This is a genomic window from Acidocella sp. MX-AZ03, from assembly GCF_027626035.1.
Taxonomy (GTDB): Bacteria; Pseudomonadota; Alphaproteobacteria; order Acetobacterales; family Acetobacteraceae; genus Acidocella; species Acidocella facilis.
Window position 1 is genome coordinate 2,651,013 of sequence record NZ_CP110774.1, and the last position, 26,582, is coordinate 2,677,594.

Sequence of the window (26,582 nt, forward strand, 5' to 3'; positions counted from 1 at the left end):
CGCGACCAGCCAGCGCTGCACGGCGATGGCGAGCACCAGAGGCGGGAGCGCGATCAATGTCGCCGCCGCCATCAGCCCGCCCCAATCGGTCGAGCCTCACCGATATAATTGAACGCCGCCACCACCAGCGGCTTGGTGCCTTCATCCGAGAGCACCAGCGCGAACAGAAAATAATTCCAGGAAAATACGAAGCCGAGAATGGTGGCGATGACGAGGCCGGAACTCACCAAAGGCAGCGCCACCCGCCACAGGCTGCGCAGCACCCCGCACCCATCCACCAGCGCCGCCTCCAGAATGCTGCGCGGGATTGCATCGAAAGCCGGCAGCAGCACCCAGATCACGATCGGCAAGGTGATCGCCGCTTGGGTGAGGATCAACGCCGCGTAGGTGCCGACGAGCCCCAACGCCTTGAACACCACATACCAGGGCACCAGGAACAAGGTGCCCGGCGCCATGCGCGCGGAGAGCGTCACCAAAGCCGGCCAGCTCGAACGGGTGACCGAGGCCGCGTAGGCCGCCGGAATCCCCAGCGCCAGCCCCAATATCGTCGAGGCGCCGCTTTCGATCAGCGAATTGCGCGCATAGGCGAAAAAAGGCGTGGTCTCCAGCAGATGGGTGTAATTCTCCAGCGTCGGCTTGAACAGGAAGCTCGGCGGGTAGGCGGTGACATCGGCCGAGGATTTCAGCGAGGACATCACCATCCAGACGATCGGAAACAAAATGCCCAGCGCCACCACGACCAGCTGCGCCACCACCAATATATGCAGGATGCGCTTGTTCATCGCCGCCTCACCACGCCACGGCTTTGCGCAGCCGGTTGAGCGACAGCACCACGCCGAACACCATCGCTGTCAGCGTCACCGCCAGCGCGCTGGCATAGCCGAACTGGAACAGCTCAAAGCCGATATGGAAGCCGAGCACGTTCAACGTATCCGAAGCATCCAGCGGGCCGCCCTGGGTGGTGACATAGATGATGTCGAAGAAGCGCAAGAGATCGACGCTGCGCAAGATCGCCGCCGTCATCAGCGTCGGCAGCAAAAGCGGCAAGGTGATGCGCCAGAATACCAGATGCGCCGGCGCGCCGTCGATCTTCGCCGCCTCATAGACGCTGGGCGGCAGCGATTGCAGCCCGCCGAGGACAATCAGCGCCACGAACGGCGTCCATTGCCAGGTATCGATCAGCGCGATGGTCGGGATCACCCATTGCGGCGAGGCGAGCCAGGCGGAGGGCGGCAGACCGAACAGGCTGAGAATCCAGTTCGCCGCCCCCAGCGACGGATCGAGAATGACCAGGAACATCATGCCGACCACGACCGGTGGCACCATGAAGGGCGAGATCAGGATCGAGCGCAGGATGGCGGGCATGCGGCGGGCGTGGAACAGCAGCAGCGCCAGATAGGTGCCGGCGATGAGCTGCAACGCCAGTGACAAAAGATACAGCGCCAGGCTGACCTCGATGCTGTTCCAGAAACTGCCCGAATGGAAAAGCTGCGCGTAATTGGCAAGGCCGGCGAATTGCGTGGCATGGCCGAGCGGCGCGCTGCGGAAGCTCAGCCAGATCGTATAGCCGACCGGAAACACCACCATCAAGGCGGTGAAAAACACCGCCGGTAGCGAGAGCAGAGCGATGGCGCCGCGCTGGCGCGAGGAAGCGGAAAAGCTCATGCCTCACCCCGCCAGAAAGCCGCCATCCGCATTCACCACCGTGCCGGTGATGTAGGCGGAAGCGGGCATGCAGAGAAACGCGACAGCGCCGGCCACATCCTCCGGCTGGCCCCAGCGCTTGAAGGCGGTGCGTTCGGCGATGCGCTGATAATGCGCTTTATCCTTGCGGCCTTCGGCGTTGAGCGTGGTTTCGATATAGCCGGGGGCGACGGCATTCACCCGGATCCCCTCTTCGGCCCAGGCCAGCGCCAGCGCCTTGGTCAACATCACCACCCCGCCCTTGCTCGCACAATAGGCGGGCAGGCGCGGCAGCGCGGCAAACGCGTTCATCGAGGCGATATTGACGATGCTGCCACGCTGTCTTGCCAACCCGTCGCGAAAGGCGCTGCACACACGGAAGCTGCCGGTAAGGTTCACATCCAGCACCTGCTGGAACACCGCGATATCGAACTCCAGATCGCGCCTGAGAATCCCCGCACAGTTGATCACCGCATCGATGCGCGGGAAGCCCTTGGCAAAATCCCGCACCGCCGCATCGTCGGTCACGTCCAGCACCGCCAGACGCAGCCGTTCATGCGCGGGAAGCGAGGTGGCGCTGACAGCCGCCTCATTCACCCCGGTCGCGGTAACGCAAGCACCAAGCTCAAGAAATTGCGCTGAGATCGCCGCGCCGATGTCGCCGCACCCGCCAATGACGGCGACATGAAACCCATCGCTCAGGGCAAAGGAGGAGGAGGTCACTTATTTCTTGTCTTTCGCGATCAGCGCGTTCAGCGACTGATCGGCCGGGGCACAGGCGGCATCCGGCTTGTCGGAGCCGACAATCACCTTGTCCACGGCTTCGCCGATATATTGCCGGGATTCCGGATTATCGGTGATCGGGTAGCCGACATTGGAGGTGCCGGTATTGGCGAGCTGGTTGACCGCATTCTGCCAGACCTGCCGAACGGGTGCGGCAGCCAGCCAGGCTTTCACCTGCGGATCCTGCGCGATGGCGGGGCGTGGTGCTGCGATGCCGGCGATCTCGTCCTTGGCCTGAATCGCCGGGCTGGTCGCCCATTGGATCAGATACCAGGCGGCACCTTTATGCGTACTGTAGGGCGACATCGCCAAACCCCAGGCGATGGCGGTGGGATGCGAACCGCCCGGCCCCGGCGGCAGCAGCGCGATGCCGGTATCGTTCAGCCGCGCGCCGCCCTGCATCACATCCGAAAGTTCATTGGAGGATTCAAACGCCATCGCGGCGCGGCCATCGCGATAGAGCGAGGAGATCTGGTAGAAGCTGTAATTGACCACGCCGAGCGGGCCGTAATGTTTCTGCAGATCGCCATAGAGCGACAGCGCCGAAAGCCCGGCCGGGCTGCACAGGCCGGATTTGCCGTTTTCGATGTAGTGGCCGCCCATATTATGGAAGAACACGCTGTAGGTATAGGCCAGCGCATCGCGCAAGCCCCGCGAGACGAAGGGTGTGGTGGCGGCATTGCATTTTTTCAGCGCCTTGGCGGTGTCCAGCATGCCGGAGAGGCTGGTCGGCACGGTGAGATTGCATTTCTTGAAGATATCCGTGCGGTAATACAGCACCGGACCTTCAATGTTCATCGGGATGCTGGTCAGCTTGCCGTCAAAGGTCGCGGCTTTCAGCAAAGCCGGGCTCAATCCGGCGAAATCATAGTCCGGGCTTGCATCCTTGGCCATCGGCGCCAGATCCGTGTACCAGCCCGCGCCGGAGAATTGCTGGCCTTCGCGCGAGGGCAGCGTCATGAACACATCCACCTGGGAGCTGTTAGAATCCAGCACCGTCACCAGACGCTGGCGCATCTGCTGCTCGGTGAAGATATCAACCTTGACGTTGATCCCTGTCAGCTTCTCAAACGCCGCGACATTATTGGCGATGACCTGGCCGATCGGGTTATTATCGACCAGCACATCCAGCGTCTGGCCTTTATATTTCTGCCAGTCGAACCCGGCGGCGTGGGCGCCGAGGGGCAAGGACAAGGCGAGTGCCGCCGCTGAAACCCGCTTCACGAGCCGAGCAACCATGGTCTGTTTCTCCCAACAGAGTGCAAACGTTCAGTCTATTGACCTGTCGTATGGCTTTTAGTATGACATAGAGCTAACGCCTCCGCGCCGCCTTGTCAAACCGGCATCGGTCAACAGGCGCGATAAAATGGAAACCCCAAGCAAACGCCTCAAAGGAGCAGATCCGAATGTCCGGCAGCCCCCCCGCCCTGACGCGCATGGCGCGCCCCTCCGGCACCTATGCGATGCTGGCGATCGACCAGCGCGAAGGGCTGCGGGCGATGATGGCGCCGCATCAGGATGGTCCGGTGACGGACGCGGACCTCACCCGCTTCAAGCTGGAGGTGATCGAAGCCCTCACCCCTTACGCCTCGGCGGTGCTGATCGACCGGGAGCTGGCCTGGCAGCAGGCACTGGATGCGAAGGCGGTCGACCCGTCCTGCGCGCTGATCGCCGCCGCCGATGTGCTGATCCCCAGCGCCGATGAGTTGGTGGCGCGGGTGGAGATCGACCATGAGGTGGTGCCTGCAAAGGTGAAGGCGCAGGGCGCGGTGGCGCTGAAGCTGCTGGTGCTGTGGCGGCCGGGCGAGGCGGCGGAACCGCGCATCGCCATGGTGGAGGAGTTTGTATCCATCTGCCGCCAGGCGGGGCTGGCCAGCGTGGTGGAACCGGTGGCCCGCGCCCCGCGTGATGGCTCTGGCTGGGACCGCGAGGCGGCGATCATCGAAGCTGCCAAGGAGTTGGGAGATCGCGGGCAGGATCTCTATAAATGCGAAATCCCCTATTACGGCGCCGGGCCGGAGGCGCAGGTGCGGCGTGGTTGTGCCGCCCTGTCCCGGCATGTGAATGGCGATTGGGTGGTGCTCTCCTCCGGCGTCAAACAGGATGATTTCCCGCGCGCCGTGGAATGGGCCTGCCGCGAGGGCGCTTCGGGCTTTCTCGCCGGGCGCGGCATCTGGTCCGGCACCATCGGCAAGCCGGATCTGCGCCGCGCCTTGCGCGAGGATGCGGTGCCCAGGCTGGAGACGCTCTGCAACGTGCTCGACAAGGTTTCGGCGTGAAAGCGGCGCGGTTTCTCGGCGAAGGGCGGATTGCCATCGAGGATGCCGCCGAGCCGGTGGCCGGGCCGGATGAGGTGATCGTGGATGTCGCCGCCTGCGCGCTGTGCGGCAGCGATTTCCGGCCCCTGCGCCAGGGCTGGCCGGTAACACCAGGGCACGAGATTTTCGGCCGGGTGCGTGCACCGGGCACCACAGCACATGGGCAGCGCGTGCTGGTCTATATCCCCACTTTCTGCGGCCAGTGCGCGCAATGCCAGGCCGGGCGGACCAATCTCTGCCCGCGGGCGGAGCTGCTCGGCTGGCAGCGCCCGGGCGGCTATGCGCAAGCCCTCGCCGTGCCGCGGCAATGCCTGCTGGCGGTGCCGGACGATATTCCGGACCATCTGGCGCCGCTGCTGCTGGATGCCATCGGCACCACCGCGCATGGCATCAGGCTGGCCTCGCGCGTGGTGGAACCGGGGGCGGCTCTGGTGGTCGGCGCCGGGCCGATCGGGCTGGGCTCGTTGATGGTGCTGCAGGCGCTGGGCTGGGGGACGCTCGCGGTGTGCGAGCCAAACCCGGCACGGGCGAATTTCGCCGCCAGCCTCGGGGTGGAGCTGCTCTCCGCCGAGGCCGCCGCCGCGCGGGCTTTTCCGCTGGTGATCGAGGCCAGCGGCCAGGATGCCGGGCGCGCTCTGGCGCTGGCGGCGGTGGCGCCGATGGGCGCGGCGGTGCAGCTGGGCGAGAGCGACCAATGGCAGATCACCGAAACCAAGGCGCTGCGCCGCAAGGATTTCTTCCTGATCCGCTCTTTCTATTTCCCGCTGGGCGAGTATCAGGCGAATATCGAGCTGCTGCGCGCCCACCGCGCAACCTTTGAAAAACTGGTGGATGACATAGCCGACCTCGCCGGGCTGGAAGCCTTGTTCGCCGCCTTCGCGCGCGGCGAAAGGCTGAAGCCGCTGATGTGCCCGGCTTGAATGCGCCCCGCTTGAAACAGGTTCTCTGCGCCGGGATCGTGGTGCTGGACCGGATCTACGCGCTCGATACCCTGCCCCAGGGCGAGGCGAAATACACCGCCAGCGCCTATCGCGAGAGCGGCGGCGGCATCGCCGGCACCGCCGCCGTGGCGGTGGCGCGGCTGGGTGGGGAGGGGCTTTATCTCGGCGCGGTGGGGAATGATGCGGCCGGGACTGGCTGCAAGCGGAGCTGCGCCAGCTCGGCGTGGGGCTGGAGGCATTGCAGATCATCGAAGGCGGGCGCACCCCGATTGCCTGCGCGCTGGTCGCCCCGGATGGGGCGCGCTGCCTGATCGTGGATCGCGGCACCGTGGCGCCGCGCCTCCCGCCGCACCTGCCGCAGGCCGACGCGCTGCTGGTCGATCATCGGTTTCCGGACCTCTCCGCCGCGCTGCTCAAAGCCGCCAATGTGCCCAGCGTGCTGGATGCCGAGGGCGGCGAACCGGCAACGCTGCGCGCCCTGGCGGCGCTGGCGGATTATCCGGTGTTCTCCAGCCATGGCCTGCGCGCCTGCACCGGGGAGGATGATCCGCACCTGGCCCTGGCCGCCATTGACGCCCCAAAGGCGCGCGCCGTGGCGGTGACACGCGGCGCTGAGGGCAGTTTCTGGCGCATTGACGGCACCATTCACCACATCCCCGCCCCGCGCATCGAAGCACGGGATACCACCGGCTGCGGCGATGTGTTTCACGGCGCCCTGGCGCTGGCGCTGGCCGAAGGCGAGCCGGTGCGCGCCGCCGCCCGCTTTGCCACCGCCGCCGCCGCGCTGAAGGCCCGCAATGGCGGCGGCTGGCGCGGCATGCCGGCACGCGAGGAGGTGGAGGCGCTACGCGCCGGCGGCTGGTAGGGCACGGCATATTCATATTATGAATTTTAAATTTTCATAACATAACCCAGCCTCTCCGGCTTGAGCCCCGGCAACGGACATGCGATCATCCCCGGATGGGCGCCGCCCATCCGCGCCTGAATGCAGCCCAAGGTGGACCAGATGAGCCCGCGCCCCAACCAACCCGAACGCCGCACCGGGGAAACGCTCGTCGTACAGATCGCTGCCAAATTACGTGCCGCCATCCAGCAAGGCGGCTTCGCCCCGGGCGACAAGCTGCCCACCGAAAGCCAGCTGGTCAGCGCCCATGGGGTCAGCCGCACAGTGATCCGCGAAGCCCTGGCGAGCTTGCGCACGGACGGGCTGGTGGAGGCCCGCCAGGGGGCTGGCGTGTTTGTTCTCCCCCCGCCCGCCCGGCCAGCACATGGCTTTCAGGGCGTTGATTTTGAACGGCTCTCCTCGGTCATCGAGATGCTGGAGCTGCGCAGCGCGGTGGAGATCGAGGCCGCCGGCCTGGCCGCTTTGCGCCGCGCCCCGCAGCAGGAGGAGCTGATCCTCGCCGCGCATGCGCGCATCGCCAGCCTGGCCGCCGCCGGGGAGGCGACGGCAGGGGCGGATTTCGAGCTGCATCTGGCCATCGCCCAGGCCACCAATAATCACCGCTTCGTGGAATTTCTGGGCCTGATCGGCGAAGCGATGATCCCGCGCCGGGCCTTGGACAAAACCCAGCCGGATGCCGCCACCCTCACCGCGACGCAGATTCATGCCGAGCATGGCAAGATCGTCGAGGCGATTTCCCTAGGCGACGAGGAGGCCGCCCGCGCCGCCATGCGCGCGCATCTGCGCGGCAGCCAGCAGCGCTACAAGGCGGCGCTGCACGGCATGTTGTAGTATTACTATTTACATTTGTATGATGACTAAGCTATGGATCGGCCTTCTTACATCATAAGGTCGTCCATGGAACCGCAAGACATCAAAACCAGGCTGGGTTCCGGCCTGCTCTCCTTTCCGGTCACGCATTTCGACGCGCAAGGCGCCTTCCTGCCGGACAGCTACCAATCCCATATCGAATGGCTCGCCGGCTATGACGCGCCGGTGCTCTTCGCCGCTGGCGGCACCGGGGAATTCTTCTCCCTGACACCAGGGGAAATCCCGCCATCGTCGCCGCCGCCAAGGAAGCCGCCGGGCAGACCGCCATCGTCTCCGGCTGCGGCTACGGCACCGAAATCGCCATCGAAATCGCCCGTGGCGCCGAAAAGGCCGGGGCGGATGGCATCCTGCTGCTGCCGCATTACCTCATCGACGCGCCGCAGGCCGGGCTTTACGAGCATGTGCGCCGGGTCTGCCAGTCCGTCGGCATCGGCGTCATGGTCTATAACCGCGACAATGCGGTGCTGCGGCCGGATACGCTGGCGCGGCTCTGCGAGGCCTGCCCCAATCTGGTCGGGTTCAAGGACGGCACCGGCGATATCGGGCTGGTCCGCGAGGTGACGGCGAAGCTGGGCGACCGGCTGACCTATCTCGGCGGCATGCCGACAGCGGAATTATTCGCGGAAGCCTATCTCGGCGCCGGCTTCACCACCTATTCCTCGGCGGTGTTCAATTTCGTCCCCGCGCTGGCGATGAAGTTCTACAAGGCGCTGCGCCAGGGCGAGCGCGCGGCCTGCGAAAAAATCCTGTTGGAATTCTTCTATCCCTTCATGGCCATCCGCGACCGGCAGAAGGGCTATGCCGTCTCCGCCATCAAGGCTGGGGTGCGGCTGCAGGGCTTCGCCGCCGGCAAGGTGCGCAGCCCGCTCTGCGACCTCACCGCCGAGGAGGAGGCGATGCTGGACGCGCTGATCGCCCCGTATCGCCGGCGGGGCTGAGCCCCTTCATGCCGGGATGAAGGGCGCCGCGGCGCGGTCCGCCGCGTCCGGGCTGTCGCGCAGCGCCGCCGCCACGCCGTTGCGGTCGGCCGCGCTGCGGTTCTGGCTCATCTTGCGCTTGCCGGTCAGCTTCGTGATCGGCAGCCGCAGCCCGACGATCCCTTTGAGCTGGGCGCGGATGAACGCCTCCGGCGCGTCGCTCACCGCCCAGGGCTGGGCGCGCGGCGCCTCATGCCGGGCAGTCAGCCGGGTGACGACATCCAGCAGGCGCTGCGGGTCGTCGAAAAACTCCACCGGCCCGTGCGCCTGCACCGTGATATAGTTCCAGGTCGGCACCACCTTGTGATGCTCCTGCTTGGAGGGATACCAGGAGGGCGAGATATAGGCCTCCGGCCCCATGAAAATCGCCAACGCCTCGCCGGTCACCTTCAGGTGCCATTGCGGGTTGGCGCGTGCGACATGGCCATAGAGCGTGCCGTGTTCGCCTTCCTCCGCCGCCAGCAGCAGCGGCAAGGGGGTGGCGAACAGCCCGTCCGGCGTCATTGTCACCAGATTCGCCACGCGGGCGGCGCGCATGGTCTCATGCAGGGCGGCAAGCTCGGTTTCGCGGAAGGCGGGCGGCACATACATGGCGGGACGGCTCCAGGGTGGGAGACGATCATGCCGCAAAATGCCGGGAGACGAAATGGCGGCATTTGCGCCAGGGTGCCCAGAAATGCGCCGCGCTCTGCCCGGCACGCCCCCGCCGCTGCCAGCGCCGGCCCTGAAACCGCGCCCGCTTGATTTCGGCACAATCTTTGCTTTACCTTTTTCGAAGGCCGCTAGGGTTCCGGCCGGGCAAATGCCCGGCGCTGGTCCGAGAGCGGCGGTCATGCGGGAGACATCCGCATGATGCACGGCGGGACAAAAGCCCGGGAGAGCATGGATGCGTGGGGATACGCGTCGGCTCTCCACGTATCCCTCGCATCGCTGAGACGTGACTGTTCAACGATGGGAGTTCATATGACGACCCTGTTCCTGACCGGATGCCGCGCCGATGCTTGACCTCGACAAGCTCAGCCCGGCCGAATACCGCGCCCGCTACGAAGCCCTGCAGGAAGCCGCCCGTGCCCGCGCCGCCGCCCCGCAAACAGAAGCCAGCTTCCCGGAGATCCCGCCCGATGCGGTGATCGCGCAGGATGTGATTCCGCCCGGCTGGTACGCTTCATTGCGGCTGCGCCGGGGGCGGCGCTGCGCCTGACCAATATCGCGGGCACGCCCGGCGCGGCTTTGTTCATCTGGAACGAAGCCGACCCCTCCGAGCGCTTCAACGCCGGCGACACCACCAAGCTGCAATGGACCACCAACCTGACCACCGGCCGGGTGCTGTTCTCGGATATGGGGCGCGTCCTCGCCGCCATCACCGCCGATAGCGGGGCGGGGCATGACAGCATCATCGGCCCCAACGGCCCGGCGCAGACGCAAGGGCGCAACGGGCGGGATAATCTGCGTTGCGGCGCCGCCAAATTCGGGCTGTCGCGCCGGGATCTCGCCCCGGCGCTCTCACTGTTCTCCCCGGTTGGGGTGGATGCGCAGGGTGTGATGCGCTGGCGCGGCAACCCGCCCGCCGGCGCCATGCTCGAGCTGCGCGCGGAGATGGATCTGCTCCTCGTCCTCTCCAACACCCCGCATGCGCTCAGCCCGGTGCAGCAGGCGACCGGCCCGCTCGCCTACACCGCCTGGCGCGCTGGCGCGCCCGGCCCGGACGATCTCTGCCGCCATTTCACCGCCGAGGCCGCCCGCGGCTTTGCCAATAATGATCGGTATTTCGCGCAATGACCCTGATCTCAGACCAGTTCGTGCCCGCCCGCGCCCCCTATTCGGTGGTGCTGAAACAGGGCCAGACCATGCGCATCATCGATCTGGAAAGCCAGCAGGCGGTGGATGCGCTGTTCTACAACGCACAGGATACCAGCGAGCGCTATTCGGCGCAGGACACGCTGGCCGCACAGGCCCTGCAAGGCGGGCGCTACGACCTGACCACGGGCGCCGTGCTGCGCTCCAACGAGGGCCGGCCGATGGTGACACTCACCGCCGATAGCTGCGGCTTTCACGATAGCTGTGCCGGGGCCTGCTCGTGTGAGAGCAATATCGTGCGCTTCGGCTATGAAACACGCTTCATGCATTCATGCCGGGAGAATTTCCTCACCGAGCTGGCGAAATACGGCATGGATAAGCGCGACCTGGTCTCCAACGTGAATTTCTTCATGAATGTGCCGATCCGCCCGAATGGCGAGCTGACGGTGGATGACGGGGTTTCCAAACCTGGCGGGTATGTCGAGTTCATCGCGGACATGGATGTGCTGGTGGTGATCTCCAACTGCCCGCAGGTGAATAATCCATGCAACGGCTTCACCCCCACGCCGATTCAAATCCTGATCAACGGCTAGACGATGTTCAGCAAAATCCTCATCGCCAATCGCGGCGAAATTCTGGGCCGGGTTTGTCGCACGCTGAAGCAGATGGGCATCGCCAGCGTCGCTGTCTATTCGGATGCGGACCAGTTTGCCCCGCCGGTGCGCGCGGCGGACGAGGCGGTGCATATCGGCCCCGCCCCGGCGGCGCAGAGCTATCTCGATATCGACGCGATCCTCGAGGCCTGCCAGCGCAGCGGCGCGCAGGCCGTGCATCCCGGCTATGGCTTCCTCTCCGAGCGGGTGGAATTCGCGGAGCGGCTGGAAGCGGCGGGGATCCGCTTCATCGGCCCGCGCCCCGCGCATCTGCGTGATTTCGGGCTGAAGCACACCGCCCGCGCCTTGGCCAAGGCCGCTGGCGTGCCGATGCTGCCCGGCACCGGCGTGCTGACCAGCCGCGAAGAGGCGCTGGCCGAGGCCGCGCGCATCACCTACCCGGTGATGCTGAAAAGCAGCGCCGGGGGTGGGGGCATCGGCATGGTGCTGTGCGAGGACGCGGCGGAGCTGGCCACGCGCTATGACAGCATCGCCCGGCTCGCCGCCAATAATTTCGGCAATGCCGCCTTGTTCCTGGAAAAATACGTCGCCCGCGCCCGGCATGTGGAGGTGCAGATTTTCGGCGACGGCAAAGGCGGCGTGGTGGCGCTGGGCACGCGCGACTGCTCCTTGCAGCGGCGCAACCAGAAAATGGTCGAGGAAACCCCGGCCCCCAACCTGCCTGATGCGATCCGCACCGCCATGGAGGAGGCCGCCATCGCGCTGGCGGCATCGGTACATTATGAATCCGCCGGGACGGTCGAATATGTTTACGATGCCGAGGCGCAGAGATTTTACTTCCTGGAGGTGAATACACGCCTGCAGGTCGAGCATTGCGTGACGGAGGAAATTTATGGAGTCGATCTGGTCCGCTGGATGATCGAACAGGCGGCGGGGGGCTTCGTGCTGCCGTCCCCGGCGGAACTGAAACCGCAAGGTGCGGCCATCGAAGTTCGCTTATACGCCGAAGCGCCCGGCAACCAATTCGCCCCATCCAGCGGCCAGCTGAGCGCCTTCACGCCGCCGCCCGGCCTGCGCGTGGAAAGCTGGGTGGAAACCGGCACGGAAATCACCCCTTTCTACGACCCGATGCTGGCGAAATTCATCGCCAAGGGGAGAGCCGCGCCAGCGCGCTCGCCACGCTGCAAGCCGGGTTGCGGCAGAGTGAAATTTTCGGCGTCGAGACAAATCTGGATTATCTGCGCGCCATCCTCGCTTTGCCCGCCTTCGCGGCTGGCGAGATGACGACGCGCAGCCTGGCGGATTTCAGCTTCACCCCGCTGGCCGTGGAGGTGCTGGACCCCGGCGCGCAATCGAGCTTGCAAAGCCTGCCGGGCGGTTGGGCTATTGGGAGGTCGGCGTGCCACCGAGCGGGCCGATGGATGATCTCCACCACACCCACGCCAACGCGCTGCTCGGCAATGCGTTTGACGCGGCCACGCTTGAGCTCACCCATACCGGGCCGAGCTTGCGCTTTCTCAGCGCGACGCGGATCGCGCTCTCCGGTGCCAATATGCCAGCGCTTCTGGATGAGCAGCCGGTGGCCTACCATTGCGCCGTGGAGGTGCAGGCCGGGCAGGTGCTGGAGCTGGGGATGATCGACGGTCCGGGCCAACGCACCTACCTCGCGGTGTCCGGTGGCTTCAAGGCACCGTCCTATCTCGGCAGCGCCGCCACCTTCACGCTGGGCGGTTTCGGCGGCACCACCGGCGCCGCCTTGCGCGCCGGGGATATTTTGCATTTTCCCTCGCCTTTGCCCGCGCCAACCGAACCGCCCCCGCGCCGGCGACATTGGCGCGCAGCTGGACTCTGGCCGTGCGTTATGGCCCCCACGGCGCGCCGGATTTTTTCACCGATGACGATATCACCACACTGTTCCACGCCACCTACGAGGTGCACCATAATTCCGCGCGCACCGGGGTTCGGCTGATCGGCCCCAAACCCGCCTGGGCGCGGCGCGATGGCGGCGAAGCCGGTCTGCACCCCTCGAATATTCACGACAATGCCTACGCGGTCGGGGCGATCGACTTTACCGGCGACATGCCGATTTTGCTGGGGCCGGACGGACCTTCGCTGGGCGGCTTCGTCTGCCCGGCGGTGGTGACGAAGGCGGATCTCTGGAAGCTGGGTCAGCTCAAGCCCGGCGACAAGGTCCGCTTCGCGCGCGTGGATTCCGCCCCCGCGATCATCGCCGCCAGCCAGGATGTCGTTATCCGCCGCGCCGGGGATGAGGATGTGCTGATCGAATTCGGCGAGATGAAGCTGGATTTCGAGCTGCGCCTGCGCGCCCAGGCGCTGCGTGATGCGCTTGCGGCCAGCGCGCTGAAGGGCGTTATCGATCTGACCCCGGGGATCCGCTCCCTGCAGATCCATTTCGATTCAGAGCAGACCGATACGGCAAAAATCATGGCGGCGGTGCGGGATATTCTGCCGCAGCTGCCGGATCCTGAAGCGATGGAGATGAAAACCCGCACACTCTGCCTGCCGCTTTCCTGGAATGACAGCCAGGTGCGGCTGGCCATGCGCAAATATCAGGAGACCACACGCCCCAACGCGCCCTGGTGCCCGGACAATATCGAATTCATCCGCCGCATCAACGGGCTTGAGGATATCGAGGCGGTCAAGCGAATCATTTTCGACGCTTCCTACATCGTGCTGGGGCTGGGCGATGTCTATCTCGGCGCGCCGGTGGCAACACCCTATGATCCCCGGCATCGCCTGGTCACCACCAAATATAATCCCGCGCGCCCCTGGACGCCACAAAACGCCGTCGGCATCGGCGGCGCCTATATGTGCGTCTATGGCATGGAAGGGCCGGGCGGCTACCAGCTTTTCGGCCGCACCATCCAGGTCTGGAATACCCATCGCCAGCCGGCCCCCTTCGAAGACGGCAAGCCCTGGCTGCTGCGCCATTTTGATCGCATCCGCTTCCGGGAGGTCTCCGAAGACGAATTGGAAGAGGCCCGCGCTGGCTTCTTGCACGGCAAATATCCGCTGCAGATCGAGGAAAGCAGCTTTTCGCTGCGCGCCTACCGGGAATTCTGCGCGCAGAATGCACAGAGCATCGACGCGTTTCAGACGCGCCAGCGCCGTGCCTTCGCGGTGGAGCGTGAGGATTGGGCTGCAAAGGGGCTGAACTCGTTTGAGGAGCCGGAGACGCCCCCGGCGACGGAGGAAGCGCCCTTGCCGCCAGGCGCGCGCGCCATCGCCGCGCCGGTTCCAGGCAGCATCTGGAAAATCCTGGCCGAACCGGGAGCGCAGGTGAAACGCGGAGATGTCGTGATGATTCTTGAATCCATGAAAATGGAGGTACGGGTTGAAGCCAGCACGGCCGGCCGCCTGACCAGCCTGACCGCACGGCCAGGCCAAATTATTCGCGCCGGGCAACGCCTCGGCATCATCACCACGGAGTCCTGACGATGATCCCTGAGCTGCTTGAATTTCCCACCCTGCGGAGCGCCTACGCCAGCGGGGCTTTGACCCCGACCATGCTGGTGAAAGCCCTGCTGGCGCGCATCGCCACGTACCCGGACAAGGCGGTGTTCATCAGCCTGGTGGCGGAGGAGGAACTGCTGGCACAGGCCGCCGCGCTGGAGACTGGCGGCGCGGAGGGCAAGGCGCTTTACGGCATTCCCTTCGTTGCGAAAGACAATATCGACGTCAGGGGCATCCCGACAACCGCTGGCTGCCCGGCCTTTGCCTACACACCGGCGCAGGATGCCGTCACCATCGCGCGGTTGCGCGAAGCGGGGGCGATTCTGCTCGGCAAAACCAACCTGGATCAATTCGCGACCGGCCTGAACGGCACCCGCTCACCCTACGGCGCGCCGCGCTCAGTGTTCAACCACGCCTACATCTCCGGCGGCTCCTCCTCGGGCTCTGCGGTGGCGGTCGGCGCCGGATTGGCAGCGTTTTCGCTCGGCACGGATACCGCAGGGTCCGGCCGGGTGCCCGCCGCGTTCAATAATCTGATCGGGCTGAAGCCGACAATCGGCCGCCTCTCCGCGACCGGTGTGGTGCCGGCATGTAAAAGCCTAGACTGCATCTCGGTTTTCGCCAATTCATCCGCGGATGCGATGGCCGTATTGGACGCCGCACAAGGTTATGACGCGCAGGATGCCTATTCCCGCCCGCCCGCATCCCACAGCTTGCCGCAACGCCCGCGCCTTGGCGTGCTTGCTGCCAAGGACAGGGATTTCGCCGGGGACGATGAGGCCGCTTCGCTCTACGACGCCGCTTTGGCGCAGGCGTTGGCACTGGGCTGGGAGTTGACCGAGATCGATTACGCGCCGTTCCGCACGATCGCCGCCCTGCTCTATGGCGGTGCCTTCGTGGCAGAGCGGACCGCCGCCATCCGGGACTTCCTGCGCGAGCATGCAGCAGAGATGCTTCCGGTCGTGCGCGGCATCGTCGAAGGCGGGATGAAGTTTTCCGCTGCCGACGCCTTCGACGATATCTACAAGGTTCAGGCCCTGCGACATCTGACGAATGTCGAGCTGGCAAAATGCGATGCCTTGCTGCTGCCCACGGCACCTACCTGCTTCACAGTGGAGGCGATGCTGGCCGAACCGGTCAAGCATAACTCAACCCTTGGCCTCTATACGAATTTCGTAAACCTACTGGACCTAGCCGCAATTGCGCTGCCCGCCGGTTTCACCGCAAACGGCATGCCGTTTGGCGTGACGCTGATCGGCCCGGCCTTCTCGGAAGCCTGCCTCTGCGCCTACGCGGACAAACTCCATAAAGCGCTGGGGCTGGGTCCGGGCTGAGCCGTGTCCAGCCTTGCGGCACCTACGAAGCGATGACGGATGAGGTAACGCTGGTTGTCGCCGGCGCGCATCTCTCGGGCATGGTGTTGAACCATGAATTGACCAGGCTCGGTGCCCAACTGATCCGCCCGGCCCGAACCGCCCCCGACTATAAATTATTCGCCCTCGCCACCACGCCGCCGAAACCCGGGCTGGTGCACAGCCCCGGCTTCGCAGGCACTGGAATCGCTGTCGAACTCTGGCGGATGAACGCGCGCGCGCTCGGTGAATTCCTTGCCGCCCTCCCCGCCCCCATGGGCATCGGGCGGGTCACCTTGGAAGATGGCTCGACGCATCCTGGCTTTCTCTGTGAAGCCTACGCGTTGGAAGGTGCCGAGGATATTACCGTGCATGGCGGCTGGCGCGCCTACCGCTCTTCCTTGTCCTGAATAAAAAAGGCCGGTTCGCACCGGCCTTTTTTATTCCACCTCGTCGCTGACATCCGTCAGCAGCGGCACGGCCGGGTAGGGCTCATCCTCATCCGCCGCCTCCTTGCCGTGAATCAACGCTTCCAGCCGCGCCTTGGTGGCGGCGAAGGCGGGGCTTGCGATCTGCGCGGCATCGCGGGGGCGTGGCAGCGGCACCTCGATCATTTCCCGCAAGCGCCCCGGATGCGCATCGAGAACGAGAATCCGGTCCGCCAAAAACACCGCCTCATCGAGATCATGGGTGATGAAGATAATTGTTATATCGACCTTTTTCCATATCTCCAGCAAATAGGCCTGCATGCGCTGGCGGGTCTGCGCGTCCAGCGCCGAGAAGGGTTCGTCCATTAACAGCACACGCGGACGATTGACCAAGGCGCGGATGATCGCCACACGCTGTTTCATGCCGCCGGAGAGTTGATGCGGGTAGGCATCGGCGAATTTTTCCAGCCCGACGAGCGCCAGCCATTCATCGGCCTGGCGTTGCGCCTCAACCTTGCCGACACCGGCCATGCGCAACCCGAACATCACATTCCGTCGCACGCTGAGCCAGGGGAACAAGGTATAGCCCTGGAACACCATGCCCCGCTCGCGGCCTGGCCCCTGTACCGGCTTGCCATCGAGCGAGACCCAGCCTTCACTCGCCGTATCCAGCCCCGCCAGAATCCGCGCCAACGTCGATTTACCGCAACCGGAAGGGCCGATGACGCAGAGGAATTCCCGCCGATGCGTCTGGAAAGATAAATCCTCGATCGCGGTGACGTTGTTTTTCCCGCTGTTGAAGCGCTTGCTCATGCCATCGACGCTCAATATCACGTCGCGGGCCTTCAGCCGTGCAAGCCGCGCCTGCACCTCTGGCGGTTGATCGAGATAGGAAACGCTCATGCGGCTGACTTGTCCCATGGAAAGAGTTTTCGGCCGAGCGCGGCCAGCAACAGATCGCCGCCAAGCCCCAGAATGCCGATCATCGCAATCGCCGCATAGACATTCGCATAATGCTGGTAGCGCGATTGCTGGGTGATGAAGAGAGAAATCCCGGACGTGGCGCCGATCAGCTCCGCGACGATCAGATAAGTCCACGCCCAGCCCAGAAGAATCCGCTGGTCACGATACAGATCCGGCAGCACGCTGGGGATGATCACGCTGGTCAGCAGCCGCAAATTACGCGTCCCCAGCGTCAAAGCGGCTTCCACCAAGGCGAAATCGGCCTTGCGCGTCGTGTTGGCGATGATCAGAATCTGCTGAAATAATGTGCCAATGACGATGATCGCGATCTTCGGCCCGGCATAGATGCCCAGCACCGCAACGGCCAACGTGCCGAAGGCCGGTGCCGGGAGGTAGCGGAAGAACTCGACAAACGGCTCAACCAGCCGCGCCAACCCGCTATGCGCCCCACATAAAATACCCAGCGGCACACCGATGATGGAAGAAATCACAAAGCCCCAGAAAATCGTCTGGATGCTTTGCCAAAGGCTTTGATGCAGCCAGAGCCCGTTCTGATCGGCCGGCGGCGTGGTGAAGGAGGTGTAGAACGCCGCCGCAACGTCACCGGGCGCGGGCAGATAGACCGGATTGCACGGCGTACCTACCGGTGGCGCGGTATGGTTGGTCTTCGCCGCCGCGAGTTGCCCGGCATAATCGGCCTTGGTCACCCGCATGCCCGGCATGTAGTAATCGACATCGCCAGGATCCGAAATCAACACGTCCGGATGCCAGATGAACGGCACGTAGCTGACCGCTGACCAGACCGCGAGCGGCAACAGAAACGAGGCAATTGCCAGAAAAATGCGCAAGCGTCGCGTCAAAGGCGCGCGGACGCGGAACCATTGCCCGCGCACCAGATCACCCGTCTCGGAGGCGGCCGGCTTCACGGCCGCGATCTCCGAGCGATCCAGCATCAATTCCCCTCCTTGTAGGCGTCGATCAACGACCCATTGATGTACAGCTTCACATCCTGCGGGGTTTTATAAACCTTATTGCGTACATTGAAGGCATCGGAATTTTCGTCGGAGCCGTACACGGAGTTCAGGCCGGTGCCGGGCACGAAGGCGGCCTTTGCCTCGGCCAAGCTGAGAAGATGCGTGCCCTTGACGTAGCGCTGATAGATCTGCGGCGACACGCCATCGCGCGCGGCCATGATCTTGAGCGCATCGGCATGCGTCTTCGGATCGTTGATATAGGCCAGAATGCGATACCAGACCTTGATTACCTTCGCCCAATCCTGCGGCCGTGCCGCCAGGCTTTGCGGCGATACCGCCAGACCGTCATAGATCAGCCCAGGCGCCTGCGCGGAGGTATAGATCGCCCTCGACCCCGGCACGGCCAGGCGCGCCTGATCCGCGATCGGCTGCCACAAGCCGATCGCCGCCACCGCGCCGGAGGCCAGAACCTGCGGCGTGCTGTTGGTCACCGTATTCACCAGCTGCACCGAATCCAGCGACATGCCATTGGCCTGCAAGGCGTGCTCCAGCAGCATCTGTTCCAGCAGCCCAACCTCGACGCCAACCTTCTGTCCCTGCAATTGCTTGACGCTGGTGATGCCGGGCTTTGCCAGAATCTGGTCATTGCCGCTGGAATAATCGGTCAGCATGATGAGCTGATTTTTGGTGCCGTTTGCGCCGAGCGCCAGCGCATCGCCGGTTGCGAGAAAATCGCCATCCAACTTGCCTGCGGAAAAGGCATCCAGTGACGCGGAATAATCAAACCATTGCATCTGCACATCAACGCCGGCTTGCTTGAACCAGCCTTTATCGACGGCGATCTGCCAGCCGGTGAAGCCCGGCCAGTCACTGAAGCCGATGCGCAGCGGCGTTTCGGCCTTTGCCGGCAAGCTGGCCAGCAGCGAGAGCGCCGCGGCGGAGAGAAAGGATGCAAATTTGGTCGCCCGTTTCATGGATACCCCTCAGATGGAGATCAGACTCTGCAAAAGACGTTACAAAAACAAAGACAGTGCAAGAACGATGCCAGACTGTTTAGAATTCCAAAAGATTATCGCGGAGCAGCTGGTGCTTGTAGGCGGTGCGCACGCAGCCCAGCCTCTGCAGCTCCGGCACCAGCCCGTCCGCCACTTCCACGAGATAGCGCCGCCCGACGCGCAGCACCGGCGTGGTGATCAAAAACCCGTCGCCGCCGACCTCTTCCATCACCTCGCGCATCCGCAGCGCGACGGATTGCGGCGTGCCGATCAGCTCAACCGACGAGACCATGCCGCCGGCGCCATCCACAACCAGTTCGCGCAATGTCTTGCCCGATCCCCATTGCTGGAATTTATCGAGCGAGCCCTGCTCGCCATTGGTCGTCAGCTTGCCCGGCAACGGTTCATCCAGCGGGAATTGCGCGAAATCGATATCGGTGATCGCCGAGATCGAGGCCAGCATGTCGTCGATGAAATGCGGCGCGCTGTGCTGGCGCCGCAGCCGCTCGCGCGCATCCTGCTCGGTATCGCCCAGCGCCGGCGTGACGCAGAACATCACCTTGATGCTGTCCGGGTCACGCCCCATCGCCGCCGCGCGGCTGCGAATATCGTCGCGAAACGCCTTCATCGATTCAACCCCGTTGGCGACGGAGACGATCGAGTCCGCGTGCTTGGCGGCGAAATCCCGCCCCCGTGGCGAGGCCCCGGCCTGCAGATAAACCGGGCGACCCTGCGGAGAGCGCACCGTATTCAGCGGGCCGCGAACCTTGAAGAATTTACCTTCATGGTTGATCGGATGCACCTTGTCATGATCGGCATAGATGCCACGCGCGCGGTCGCGCAGCACGGCACCCTCCTCCCAGCTGCCGAAGAGCTTGCCCATCACCTCCATATATTCCTCGGCCATCTCATAGCGCAGCTCACGCGGCGGCAATTTATCCAGGCCGAAATTCTGCGCGGCGAGATCTTCCGCGCTGGTCACCACATTCCAACCGAAGCGCCCGCGGGTCAGGCTGTCGATGGTGGAGGCCAGCCGCGCCATCAGGAAGGGCGGGTAGGCCAGGGTGGACATGGTGGCGATCACGCCGAGATGCCGCGTGGCCATGCCCATCGCCACCGCCAGCGGCGCGGGGTCGTGCTTGGGCGCCATCACCCCGCCGCGCAGGCCTTTTTCCCGCGAGCCGCCATAGGTCTCCGAGACCATCAGCTTGTCTTCGATCATGATATAATCGAAGCAGGCACGCTCCAGCGTCTGCGCCATCTCGATATAGAATTGCCCATCCCAGGGCATGCCGCCTTGGCCAAAAGGCTCTCGCCATTCATCCGGGGTAAAATTCATGAACCAGCCGAGATGAAATTTTTTCGTACTCATGAGGCTCCTTCGTCGCGCGCGTCAAGAATAACCGGATCGCGCGGCTTGCAGTGAAAAGCTGAGCGCCGCGCTTCAGATGGCGGTGAGAAACGACACCCCGACCGCGCCCAGAAAATCCTGCGCGCGGTCACCGTTCGCGTGCACCTCCCATAATCGGGGGACATTACGCGTTTGACCCGGTTGCGGTGATAGCTGCCGAAAAGCTGGCGCGCCGTCAGCACCTGGGTTGTATCCGCGCCGTACAGCGTTTCATGCAGTGCCGGCAGCGCGTGCCAGGGTACGGCGGGGCGGGCGTGATGCGCGTTATGGTAGGCGAAATTCAGCGTCAGCAGATTCAGCAGCGGATGCGAGAGCGACAGGATATTGCTGTAGGTATTCTCATGCTCATAGGCCCGGTCACGATTTTTGACGATCATCGGGGAGGAGTTGGAATGCGGCACATAGACATCGAATGTGTGCTGGTAGGCATCCATGAAGCGCAGCACCTGCAGCATCAGCAGATAGGCAACGGCATAGAAGCCCAATGACCAGGGCGAGACCCAGGCCAACGCGCCAAACAACAGCAGCCGCGAGAGCAGCAGCAGGCCGGCGCGCCGGCGCATGGCGTGCGTGCCGCGATATTGGGTGATGATGACCATGCCATGCATCAGCAACTCAACCGCCGGAATATAGGCCCATTCCAGCCCCAGCACGGCGCCCCGCACCCAGCCTGGCGCGCGCTTGAGAATATCCCGGTAATCGAAGGCCGCCACATCCATCCGGTCGGCATGGTGGCGCAGATGTTTTTCCTTCAGCCCGGCATAGGAGGCAAAGCAGGCGCCGGTGATCCAGGCCATCACTTCGCCCGCCTGGTCGTTGCGGCGCATTTTGCTGAACACCGCCCCATGCGCGCATTCATGGATGAAATAGGCGCAGATCACGAGGCCATGCGCCAGCAGCAGCGTGCCCAGCAGATTGAGTGCCAGGCTGGCGCGGGTGATCAGCACCAGCCCGCCGGCATAAGCGGCGAACGCATAAAAAATGCCGGCGCCATTATAGAGCGCGCCACCAGGGTAGCGGAACAAACGGGTCTGGCTCATGCCGACGCACCGCACGGGGCGTGGCTTCATCGCGGGCCGAGGGGCGGGCATCATTCATGCTGATCTCCTGACGAGGAATGACCAAAACGGCTAAACAACACTCATTTGCACTTTTTTTGTTCTTTTTGTTCGATGAAGGCCGAGATATCCGCGCGGCCATTCCACAAAATGACTATTTTATATTCGTATCTACTCAAATCCGGCTCGTACATAGCTTGATATGCCCATTTACTTTCCGTATCAGGAAAGAATGTCCCGCCCCTCCGCCCCCTTCAGCGGCAATCTTGGTGATGTCGATCTTCGCCTGCTGCGGCTGTTCGCCACGGTCGCCGAGGCGGGGGGCTTCACCGCGGCGGAGGCGGAACTGCAGGTCGGGCTATCGACCATCTCCAAGCAGTTGAAAGCGCTGGAAACCCGTCTGGGGTGACGCTGTGCCGGCGCGGGCGCGGCGGGTTCGCGCTGACCGATCAGGGGCGTTCGGTGCTGGTGGAGGTCCGCCAGCTGCTCGGCGCGCTGGATGGGTTTCGCGAGCGGATGAGCAATATCCACACCGAAATCGGCGGCGAGCTTAATCTCGGCATCATCGATACGCTGATCACCGACCCGCATTTCCGCCTGCCGCAGGTTCTGGCCACCGCCAAAAGGCGGGCGCCACGGGTGCAGATCAATATCAGCGTCGATCCGCCGAACCTGCTGGAAAAGGCGCTGCTGGAGGAGCGGCTGCACGCCGCCATCGTGTCCGTGCGCCAGCGCCTGCCGGGGCTGACCTACCGGTTTCTCTATGCCGAGCAGAATAATCTCTATTGCGCCGAGCCGCATCCGCTCTACCGCTATTGCCCGGACGAGGTGCCGACGGACATGCTGATGGGCTGTGAAGTGGTCGGGCGCAGCTATGCCGAGCAGGACGAGGCCCGGCAGCTCGCCAGCGGCCTGGTGCGCAGCGCCACCGCCAATGATGTCGAGGGGGTGGCGCTGCTGGTGCTCACCGGCCGCTATATCGGCTATCTGCCGGACCATTATGTGCGCGCCACCCGCTTCGGCTTGCCGCTGCGCGCGGTGCTGCCGGCGCGGTTCGGCTATCTGGTGGAATTCGAGCTGGCCACCCGGGCGCGCGGCCATGTCTCCCCGGCCTCGCGCAATTTCCTGGCCGAGCTGGGCCGCGAATATGAGCTGGCGATGGGTGGCTAGGCCTGTATCGGCCCACTCTGTTGCCGTTTCAGTCAAGTACGCTTCCCGAAATCGTCCTTTTTGCCGCGCGCGCGGCTTGCCTAAGCTTCCGGCATGGCAGCTTGCGACCCATCCGTTTCGGCCACGCCCCGTACGCGCCCGCACTGGCACGGTCTATGGACACGCTCCCTCCTGGTCGGAGCGGATGGGCAGCGCGATGTGAGCAGCGCGGTCTCCTGGCTGCAGGGGCCCGAACTATTCGTGGATCTGCGCCAGCCCGCCGCGCGCCCTGGCTTCTGCCTGGTGCCAGGCTTCGCGCAGCTCTCCATCGCGGCCGAAACCTGGCTGGCCGGCCAGCAGGGCTTCGCCGGCAGCTTCCACGTGGCCCAAAACCGCGCCACCTGGCAGCGCGAGATCGACTACCAGCCGCCAGGGCCGACGCCGGATGAAGGCACCCTCTCCTGGGAGGGCAAAACCCTGGTCGAGACCGGGCTGCACAGCCCCTATCTGGAACATTGGCACGAAGCAGCGCAGCCGAACCACCCTTGCGCGGCGCTGCGGCTGCGCGCGGCGCAAACCGGGCAGGCGGCGATTCTGGTGCGCACCGGGCCAATATTCATGCTGGCGCGCGGCCGCGCGCCGGGCATCCACCTGGCCGCCCCCAGCCTGGCGGCCTGCCTGGCCGGCGCGGCGGACGCCACAGCCCGCCAGGCGCTGCTGGATTGTGAGATTTCGCGCGGCACGGCTTCGGGCTGGGTGATCAACGCCTCCACCCTGCCCTGGCGGGAAGGCCAGCGTTTGCGCCTCTCTCTCGACCGGCCAGGCCGGCTGCTGATCGATGGCGCGGTATGGGAGATCATCCATGAGGAAGGGCAGATCGATGCGTTTACAACGGCTTAATACCGTCAGATGCCCATGCGCGCGCTAGTCACCGGCGCGGCCAGCGGCATCGGCCTGGCCACTTCCCGCGCCTTTCTCGCCGCCGGGGATGCGGTGATCGGGCTGGATATCGCCCCGCCGCCGGCGGAGGTGCCTTGGGTGGAGGCCGACCTCACCCGCCCGGAGGCAGTGGCGGCCGCGGTAGCGCAGGCCGCCGCGCGGCTGGGCGGGTTCGACGTGCTGGTGAACGCCGCCGGGTGGAATATGACGCCCCGCTCGCGGCTTTGGATCTGGCGCGGCTGGACCGGATGGTCGCCATCAATCTGCGCGGGCCGATGCTGGTGGCCGCCGCCGCGCTGCCGCACATCGCCAAGGGCGGGTCGATCATCAATCTCGCCTCGGAGCTGGCTTTTCTGGGCCGCGCCGAAGCCTCCGGCTATTGCGCCACCAAGGCGGCGATGCTGGGGCTGACCCGCTCCTGGGCGCGCGAGCTGGGGCCGGATATTCGGGTCAACGCCGTCGCCCCCGGGCCGATCGACACCCCCTTGCTGAATTTCGCGGCGATGAGCCCGGCGCTGCAGACGCTGGAAACCGGCAACCCGCTCGGTCGGATCGGCCGGCCGGAAGAGGTGGCCGCGGTGATCCTGTTTCTCGCCAGCCAAGCCGCCAGCTTCGTCACCGGCCAGTGCTACAGCGCCGATGGCGGCGCCGCGATGCATTGAAACCTGCCCCCCTCTCATCACAACGTCCAAGGAGCCTTGCGAATGGTTGAAAGCGTGTTCATGGCGGAGTTGTCCTGGCCGGAATGGGAGGCCAGGATCCAGGCCGGCGCCATCATCTTCCTGCCGCTCGGCGCCACCGAACAGCACGGGCCGCATCTGCCGCTGAATGTCGATGTGATCCTGCCGACGGCTGTGGCCGAACGCGTCGCCCGGCAGGTCGGCGGGCTGGTCGCGCCCACGCTGAATTACGGCTATAAATCCATGCCCCGCTCCGGCGGCGGGCAGAGCTTTCCGGGCACCGCCAGCCTGGATGCCGCCACCTTCAGCCACACCATCCGCGATGTCATCCGCGATATGGGGCTGCATGGGGCGCGGCGCTTCGTCATCCTCAACGGGCATTTCGAGAATGCCTGGCCGTCGGTGGAGGGGCTGGATCTGGCGCTGCGCGACCTGCGCGCCGAAGGCATCCGCGATGTCACCGCGATGCGGCTGGAATATTGGGATTTCGTCACGCCCGCGACGCTGGACAGGATTTTCCCGGAGGGTTTCCCCGGCACCGAGCTGGAACATGCCAGCCTGATCGAAGCCTCGCTGATGCTGCTGCTGCGCCCGGACCTGGTGGCGGTGGAAAAAATCCCGCAGGAAGGCCGGGCGCAGTTTCCGCCCTACGACATCCACCCGCCGCCGCCCGGCTATCTGCGCGCAAGCGGCGTGCTGGCGGATGCGCGCGGCGCCAGCGCGCAGATCGGCCAATGGCTGATGGATGATCATGTCCGCCTGATCAGTGCCGCGGTGCGCGAGGGCTTCCAGCTGGGCGGCTGAGGCGCGCAACGGCTTTCGGCAGGAAGAGCTTCGGGGTAAGGAATGGCCGGGCGCGGCGGTCCGGGCCTGGGCGCGTGCCCCAAGATCTCTCTTCTCAACAAGGCAGCCATGACGGCGACTGTCTTCACGGGAAGGCTGCTTTATTACAAACCTGCTTTCAGTGGGTGAATAACGAAAGATCGTATCGTGAACTCTGGTATCAGCTTTGCACATATTCCAAACGCCGCGCCGCTGCCGGCGGCCGAGCGCGCCGCGGTGCTGGAAAATCCCGGCTTCGGCACCTCCTTCACCGACCATATGGCGGTGATCGAGTACACCCAGGGCGTGGGCTGGCATGATGCAAGGATCCAGGCGCGCGAGGCGATTACCCTGCATCCGGCGGCGGCGGTGCTGCATTACGCGCAGGAGATTTTCGAAGGGCTGAAGGCCTATCGCCTCCCCTCCGGCGAGATCGCGATGTTCCGCCCGACGGCAAATGCCAAGCGCTTCCAGGACTCCGCCGAGCGCCTGGCGATGCCGAACCTGCCCAGCGAGCTGTTCGTTGAATCGATCGAGCAGCTGATCCGCGCCGACCGGGACTGGGTGCCCAACGATCCGACCAAGAGCCTCTATCTGCGCCCCTTCATGTTCGCCAACGAGGCGTTCCTGGGCGTGCGGCCGTCGAAAACCTTCATCTACGCCGTCATCGCCTGCCCGGTGGGCGGGTATTTCAAGGGCGGCGCCGAGGCGGTCTCCGTCTGGGTGAGCGAGCATTACAGCCGTGCCGCCACCGGCGGCACCGGCGCCGCGAAATGCGGCGGCAACTACGCCGCCAGCCTGCTGGCGCAGGCCGAGGCCAGCGCCCAGGGCTGCGACCAGGTCGCCTTCCTGGATGCGGCCGAGCATCGCTGGCTGGAGGAAATGGGCGGCATGAACATGATGTTCGTGTTCGAGGACGGCTCCCTGCTCACCCCGCCGCTGGGCGGCACCATCCTGCCCGGCATCACCCGCAATTCGCTGATCACCCTGGCCGGCGCCGCCGGGCTGCGCGTGCGCGAGGAGGCCTATTCCTTCCAGCAGCTGCGCGAGGATGCCGCCAGCGGCCGGTTGCGCGAGGCCTTCGCCTGCGGCACCGCCGCGGTGGTCACGCCGATCGGCAAGTTCAAATTCTCCGGCGGCGAGGTGGTGATCGGCGATGGCGCCCATGCCGGCGCCACCACCAAAGCGCTGAAGGACAGGCTGGTGCAGATCCAGCGCGGCCAGAGCGACGACCCGTATGGTTGGGTGCATCGCGTCGGCTAGAGCAACATCCGATCAAACGGACTCGTTTGATCGGATAAAGTTGCTCGCTCGAACAAAAAGCTAGAGCGTGTTCCGTGCACCAACGGGAACGGAATACGCTCTAGAGATAGGTTTGTCTTGGCGTGGCGCGGCTTCAGCAGGCCGCCCATCGCCCCGCAATGGTCTTTGCCCCCTGGCAGGGTCATGA

The 26,582-nt window shown here is 64.8% G+C and carries 25 protein-coding genes, 4 pseudogenes and 1 riboswitch; of the genes and pseudogenes, 19 read left to right on the top strand and 10 right to left on the bottom strand.

Translation table 11 applies throughout. The features are described from left to right. Window positions 1-71: 71 nt before the first annotated feature. Genes GT370_RS14680 through GT370_RS14695 form a run of 4 tightly spaced genes read right to left on the bottom strand, consistent with a single transcriptional unit; the run spans window position 72 to window position 3,705 of the window. Window positions 72-782: a carbohydrate ABC transporter permease gene (locus GT370_RS14680; protein ID WP_270183296.1), complete on the bottom strand. Its 711-nt coding sequence runs from the start codon at window positions 780-782 to the stop codon at window positions 72-74. Window positions 783-789: 7 nt separating this feature from the next. Further along, the gene (locus tag GT370_RS14685; RefSeq protein ID WP_008493874.1) at window positions 790-1,665 is read right to left on the bottom strand and encodes a carbohydrate ABC transporter permease; all 876 of its coding nucleotides are present in this window, start codon (window positions 1,663-1,665) and stop codon (window positions 790-792) included. A gap of 3 nt (window positions 1,666-1,668) precedes the next feature. Next, window positions 1,669-2,406 (bottom strand): SDR family NAD(P)-dependent oxidoreductase, encoded by a 738-nt coding sequence (locus GT370_RS14690; RefSeq protein ID WP_008493873.1) that lies wholly within the window; start codon window positions 2,404-2,406, stop codon window positions 1,669-1,671. Next, window positions 2,407-3,705, bottom strand: coding sequence for an ABC transporter substrate-binding protein (locus tag GT370_RS14695; RefSeq protein WP_039885122.1), 1,299 nt, complete (start codon window positions 3,703-3,705; stop codon window positions 2,407-2,409). It abuts the gene before it with no gap. 167 nt (window positions 3,706-3,872) lie between these two features. Between GT370_RS14695 and GT370_RS14700 the strand changes: the two genes are divergently transcribed. The 5 genes and pseudogenes from GT370_RS14700 to GT370_RS14720 all read left to right on the top strand — a co-directional run bounded on the left by GT370_RS14700 (window position 3,873) and on the right by GT370_RS14720 (window position 8,437). After that, window positions 3,873-4,745: an aldolase gene (locus tag GT370_RS14700; RefSeq protein WP_008493871.1), complete on the top strand. Its 873-nt coding sequence runs from the start codon at window positions 3,873-3,875 to the stop codon at window positions 4,743-4,745. Then, the gene (locus GT370_RS14705; RefSeq protein WP_008493870.1) at window positions 4,742-5,704 is read left to right on the top strand and encodes an alcohol dehydrogenase catalytic domain-containing protein; all 963 of its coding nucleotides are present in this window, start codon (window positions 4,742-4,744) and stop codon (window positions 5,702-5,704) included. The genes GT370_RS14700 and GT370_RS14705 overlap by 4 nt, the downstream gene beginning before the upstream one ends. Before the next feature lie 41 nt (window positions 5,705-5,745). Then, window positions 5,746-6,590, top strand: a pseudogene (locus GT370_RS14710) (PfkB family carbohydrate kinase). A 141-nt stretch (window positions 6,591-6,731) separates the two neighbouring features. Further along, window positions 6,732-7,460, top strand: coding sequence for a FadR/GntR family transcriptional regulator (locus tag GT370_RS14715; protein WP_039885232.1), 729 nt, complete (start codon window positions 6,732-6,734; stop codon window positions 7,458-7,460). Window positions 7,461-7,765: 305 nt separating this feature from the next. Then, window positions 7,766-8,437 (top strand): 5-dehydro-4-deoxyglucarate dehydratase, encoded by a 672-nt coding sequence (locus GT370_RS14720; protein ID WP_333490089.1) that lies wholly within the window; start codon window positions 7,766-7,768, stop codon window positions 8,435-8,437. Between the two features lie 6 nt (window positions 8,438-8,443). Here GT370_RS14720 and GT370_RS14725 read toward each other — a convergent pair whose 3' ends face one another. Further along, window positions 8,444-9,067, bottom strand: coding sequence for an FMN-binding negative transcriptional regulator (locus tag GT370_RS14725; RefSeq protein ID WP_008493866.1), 624 nt, complete (start codon window positions 9,065-9,067; stop codon window positions 8,444-8,446). A 180-nt stretch (window positions 9,068-9,247) separates the two neighbouring features. Then, window positions 9,248-9,357: riboswitch (guanidine-I (ykkC/yxkD leader) on the top strand. Window positions 9,358-9,473: 116 nt separating this feature from the next. Here GT370_RS14725 and GT370_RS14730 point away from each other — a divergent pair. From GT370_RS14730 to GT370_RS14765, 8 genes and pseudogenes are all read left to right on the top strand, one after another. Then, on the top strand, window positions 9,474-9,677 hold the full coding sequence (locus GT370_RS14730; RefSeq protein ID WP_270183297.1) for a hypothetical protein: 204 nt from the start codon (window positions 9,474-9,476) through the stop codon (window positions 9,675-9,677). Between the two features lie 29 nt (window positions 9,678-9,706). Beyond that, window positions 9,707-10,255 carry a DUF1989 domain-containing protein gene (locus GT370_RS14735; RefSeq protein ID WP_270183298.1) on the top strand — a complete coding sequence of 183 codons (549 nt, stop codon included), beginning with the start codon at window positions 9,707-9,709 and terminating at the stop codon, window positions 10,253-10,255. Then, window positions 10,252-10,866, top strand: coding sequence for an urea amidolyase associated protein UAAP2 (locus tag GT370_RS14740; protein WP_008493864.1), 615 nt, complete (start codon window positions 10,252-10,254; stop codon window positions 10,864-10,866). Before GT370_RS14735 ends, GT370_RS14740 begins: the two co-directional genes overlap by 4 nt. 3 nt (window positions 10,867-10,869) lie before the next feature. Continuing rightward, window positions 10,870-12,128 (top strand): annotated as a pseudogene (locus GT370_RS14745) (ATP-binding protein); the annotation flags it as partial. 176 nt (window positions 12,129-12,304) lie between these two features. Further along, window positions 12,305-13,788, top strand: a pseudogene (locus GT370_RS14750) (carboxyltransferase domain-containing protein); the annotation flags it as partial. A 240-nt stretch (window positions 13,789-14,028) separates the two neighbouring features. Continuing rightward, a complete protein-coding gene (locus GT370_RS14755) occupies window positions 14,029-14,343 on the top strand; it encodes an acetyl-CoA carboxylase biotin carboxyl carrier protein subunit (RefSeq protein ID WP_270184408.1) in 315 nt (104 codons plus the stop codon). Window positions 14,344-14,345: 2 nt separating this feature from the next. After that, window positions 14,346-15,695 (top strand): allophanate hydrolase, encoded by a 1,350-nt coding sequence (gene atzF / locus GT370_RS14760; protein ID WP_270183299.1) that lies wholly within the window; start codon window positions 14,346-14,348, stop codon window positions 15,693-15,695. A 32-nt stretch (window positions 15,696-15,727) separates the two neighbouring features. Next, on the top strand, window positions 15,728-16,123 hold the full coding sequence (locus tag GT370_RS14765) for an allophanate hydrolase-related protein (protein WP_270183300.1): 396 nt from the start codon (window positions 15,728-15,730) through the stop codon (window positions 16,121-16,123). Window positions 16,124-16,153: 30 nt separating this feature from the next. On the opposite strand, the gene GT370_RS14770 is transcribed toward GT370_RS14765, so the two are convergent. From GT370_RS14770 to GT370_RS14790, 5 genes are all read right to left on the bottom strand, one after another. Continuing rightward, window positions 16,154-17,044 (bottom strand): ABC transporter ATP-binding protein, encoded by an 891-nt coding sequence (locus GT370_RS14770; RefSeq protein ID WP_008493861.1) that lies wholly within the window; start codon window positions 17,042-17,044, stop codon window positions 16,154-16,156. Then, window positions 17,041-18,057 carry an ABC transporter permease gene (locus GT370_RS14775; RefSeq protein ID WP_008493860.1) on the bottom strand — a complete coding sequence of 339 codons (1,017 nt, stop codon included), beginning with the start codon at window positions 18,055-18,057 and terminating at the stop codon, window positions 17,041-17,043. The genes GT370_RS14770 and GT370_RS14775 overlap by 4 nt, the downstream gene beginning before the upstream one ends. Next, window positions 18,057-19,052 carry an ABC transporter substrate-binding protein gene (locus tag GT370_RS14780; protein WP_008493859.1) on the bottom strand — a complete coding sequence of 332 codons (996 nt, stop codon included), beginning with the start codon at window positions 19,050-19,052 and terminating at the stop codon, window positions 18,057-18,059. Before GT370_RS14780 ends, GT370_RS14775 begins: the two co-directional genes overlap by 1 nt. A 79-nt stretch (window positions 19,053-19,131) precedes the next feature. Beyond that, complete coding sequence (locus GT370_RS14785) at window positions 19,132-20,445, bottom strand: NtaA/DmoA family FMN-dependent monooxygenase (protein WP_008493858.1); 1,314 nt, start codon at window positions 20,443-20,445, stop codon at window positions 19,132-19,134. Beyond that, window positions 20,442-21,524 carry a fatty acid desaturase gene (locus GT370_RS14790; RefSeq protein ID WP_270183301.1) on the bottom strand — a complete coding sequence of 361 codons (1,083 nt, stop codon included), beginning with the start codon at window positions 21,522-21,524 and terminating at the stop codon, window positions 20,442-20,444. The genes GT370_RS14785 and GT370_RS14790 overlap by 4 nt, the downstream gene beginning before the upstream one ends. A 250-nt stretch (window positions 21,525-21,774) precedes the next feature. Here GT370_RS14790 and GT370_RS14795 point away from each other — a divergent pair, with 250 nt between their 5' ends. The 6 genes and pseudogenes from GT370_RS14795 (at window position 21,775) to GT370_RS14820 (ending at window position 26,395) form a co-directional block, all read left to right on the top strand. Beyond that, window positions 21,775-21,951: a LysR family transcriptional regulator gene (locus GT370_RS14795; RefSeq protein WP_270183302.1), complete on the top strand. Its 177-nt coding sequence runs from the start codon at window positions 21,775-21,777 to the stop codon at window positions 21,949-21,951. Next, window positions 21,948-22,712, top strand: coding sequence for a LysR family transcriptional regulator (locus GT370_RS14800; protein ID WP_270183303.1), 765 nt, complete (start codon window positions 21,948-21,950; stop codon window positions 22,710-22,712). The genes GT370_RS14795 and GT370_RS14800 overlap by 4 nt, the downstream gene beginning before the upstream one ends. Window positions 22,713-22,910: 198 nt before the next feature. Then, a complete protein-coding gene (locus tag GT370_RS14805; protein WP_270183304.1) occupies window positions 22,911-23,591 on the top strand; it encodes a hypothetical protein in 681 nt (226 codons plus the stop codon). 15 nt (window positions 23,592-23,606) lie between these two features. Next, window positions 23,607-24,292: pseudogene (locus tag GT370_RS14810) on the top strand (SDR family NAD(P)-dependent oxidoreductase). Window positions 24,293-24,334: 42 nt separating this feature from the next. Then, the gene (locus tag GT370_RS14815) at window positions 24,335-25,114 is read left to right on the top strand and encodes a creatininase (RefSeq protein ID WP_008493851.1); all 780 of its coding nucleotides are present in this window, start codon (window positions 24,335-24,337) and stop codon (window positions 25,112-25,114) included. 186 nt (window positions 25,115-25,300) lie between these two features. Then, entirely contained in the window at window positions 25,301-26,395 is a 1,095-nt protein-coding gene (locus tag GT370_RS14820) for a branched-chain amino acid aminotransferase (protein WP_008493850.1), read from the top strand. The last annotated feature ends 187 nt before the right edge of the window (window positions 26,396-26,582 follow it).

What these genes read in the sequence shown, in the direction of transcription:
- GT370_RS14680 (WP_270183296.1), bottom strand. Translation starts at nt 782, where the DNA reads ATGAACAAGCGCATCCTGCATATATTGGTGGTGGCGCAGCTGGTCGTG.
- GT370_RS14685 (WP_008493874.1), bottom strand. Translation starts at nt 1,665, where the DNA reads ATGAGCTTTTCCGCTTCCTCGCGCCAGCGCGGCGCCATCGCTCTGCTC.
- GT370_RS14695 (WP_039885122.1), bottom strand. Translation starts at nt 3,705, where the DNA reads ATGGTTGCTCGGCTCGTGAAGCGGGTTTCAGCGGCGGCACTCGCCTTG.
- GT370_RS14700 (WP_008493871.1), top strand. Translation starts at nt 3,873, where the DNA reads ATGTCCGGCAGCCCCCCCGCCCTGACGCGCATGGCGCGCCCCTCCGGC.
- GT370_RS14715 (WP_039885232.1), top strand. Translation starts at nt 6,732, where the DNA reads ATGAGCCCGCGCCCCAACCAACCCGAACGCCGCACCGGGGAAACGCTC.
- GT370_RS14725 (WP_008493866.1), bottom strand. Translation starts at nt 9,067, where the DNA reads ATGTATGTGCCGCCCGCCTTCCGCGAAACCGAGCTTGCCGCCCTGCAT.
- GT370_RS14730 (WP_270183297.1), top strand. Translation starts at nt 9,474, where the DNA reads ATGCTTGACCTCGACAAGCTCAGCCCGGCCGAATACCGCGCCCGCTAC.
- GT370_RS14740 (WP_008493864.1), top strand. Translation starts at nt 10,252, where the DNA reads ATGACCCTGATCTCAGACCAGTTCGTGCCCGCCCGCGCCCCCTATTCG.
- atzF (WP_270183299.1), top strand. Translation starts at nt 14,346, where the DNA reads ATGATCCCTGAGCTGCTTGAATTTCCCACCCTGCGGAGCGCCTACGCC.
- GT370_RS14765 (WP_270183300.1), top strand. Translation starts at nt 15,728, where the DNA reads ATGACGGATGAGGTAACGCTGGTTGTCGCCGGCGCGCATCTCTCGGGC.
- GT370_RS14770 (WP_008493861.1), bottom strand. Translation starts at nt 17,044, where the DNA reads ATGAGCGTTTCCTATCTCGATCAACCGCCAGAGGTGCAGGCGCGGCTT.
- GT370_RS14775 (WP_008493860.1), bottom strand. Translation starts at nt 18,057, where the DNA reads ATGCTGGATCGCTCGGAGATCGCGGCCGTGAAGCCGGCCGCCTCCGAG.
- GT370_RS14780 (WP_008493859.1), bottom strand. Translation starts at nt 19,052, where the DNA reads ATGAAACGGGCGACCAAATTTGCATCCTTTCTCTCCGCCGCGGCGCTC.
- GT370_RS14785 (WP_008493858.1), bottom strand. Translation starts at nt 20,445, where the DNA reads ATGAGTACGAAAAAATTTCATCTCGGCTGGTTCATGAATTTTACCCCG.
- GT370_RS14790 (WP_270183301.1), bottom strand. Translation starts at nt 21,524, where the DNA reads ATGAGCCAGACCCGTTTGTTCCGCTACCCTGGTGGCGCGCTCTATAAT.
- GT370_RS14795 (WP_270183302.1), top strand. Translation starts at nt 21,775, where the DNA reads ATGTCCCGCCCCTCCGCCCCCTTCAGCGGCAATCTTGGTGATGTCGAT.
- GT370_RS14815 (WP_008493851.1), top strand. Translation starts at nt 24,335, where the DNA reads ATGGTTGAAAGCGTGTTCATGGCGGAGTTGTCCTGGCCGGAATGGGAG.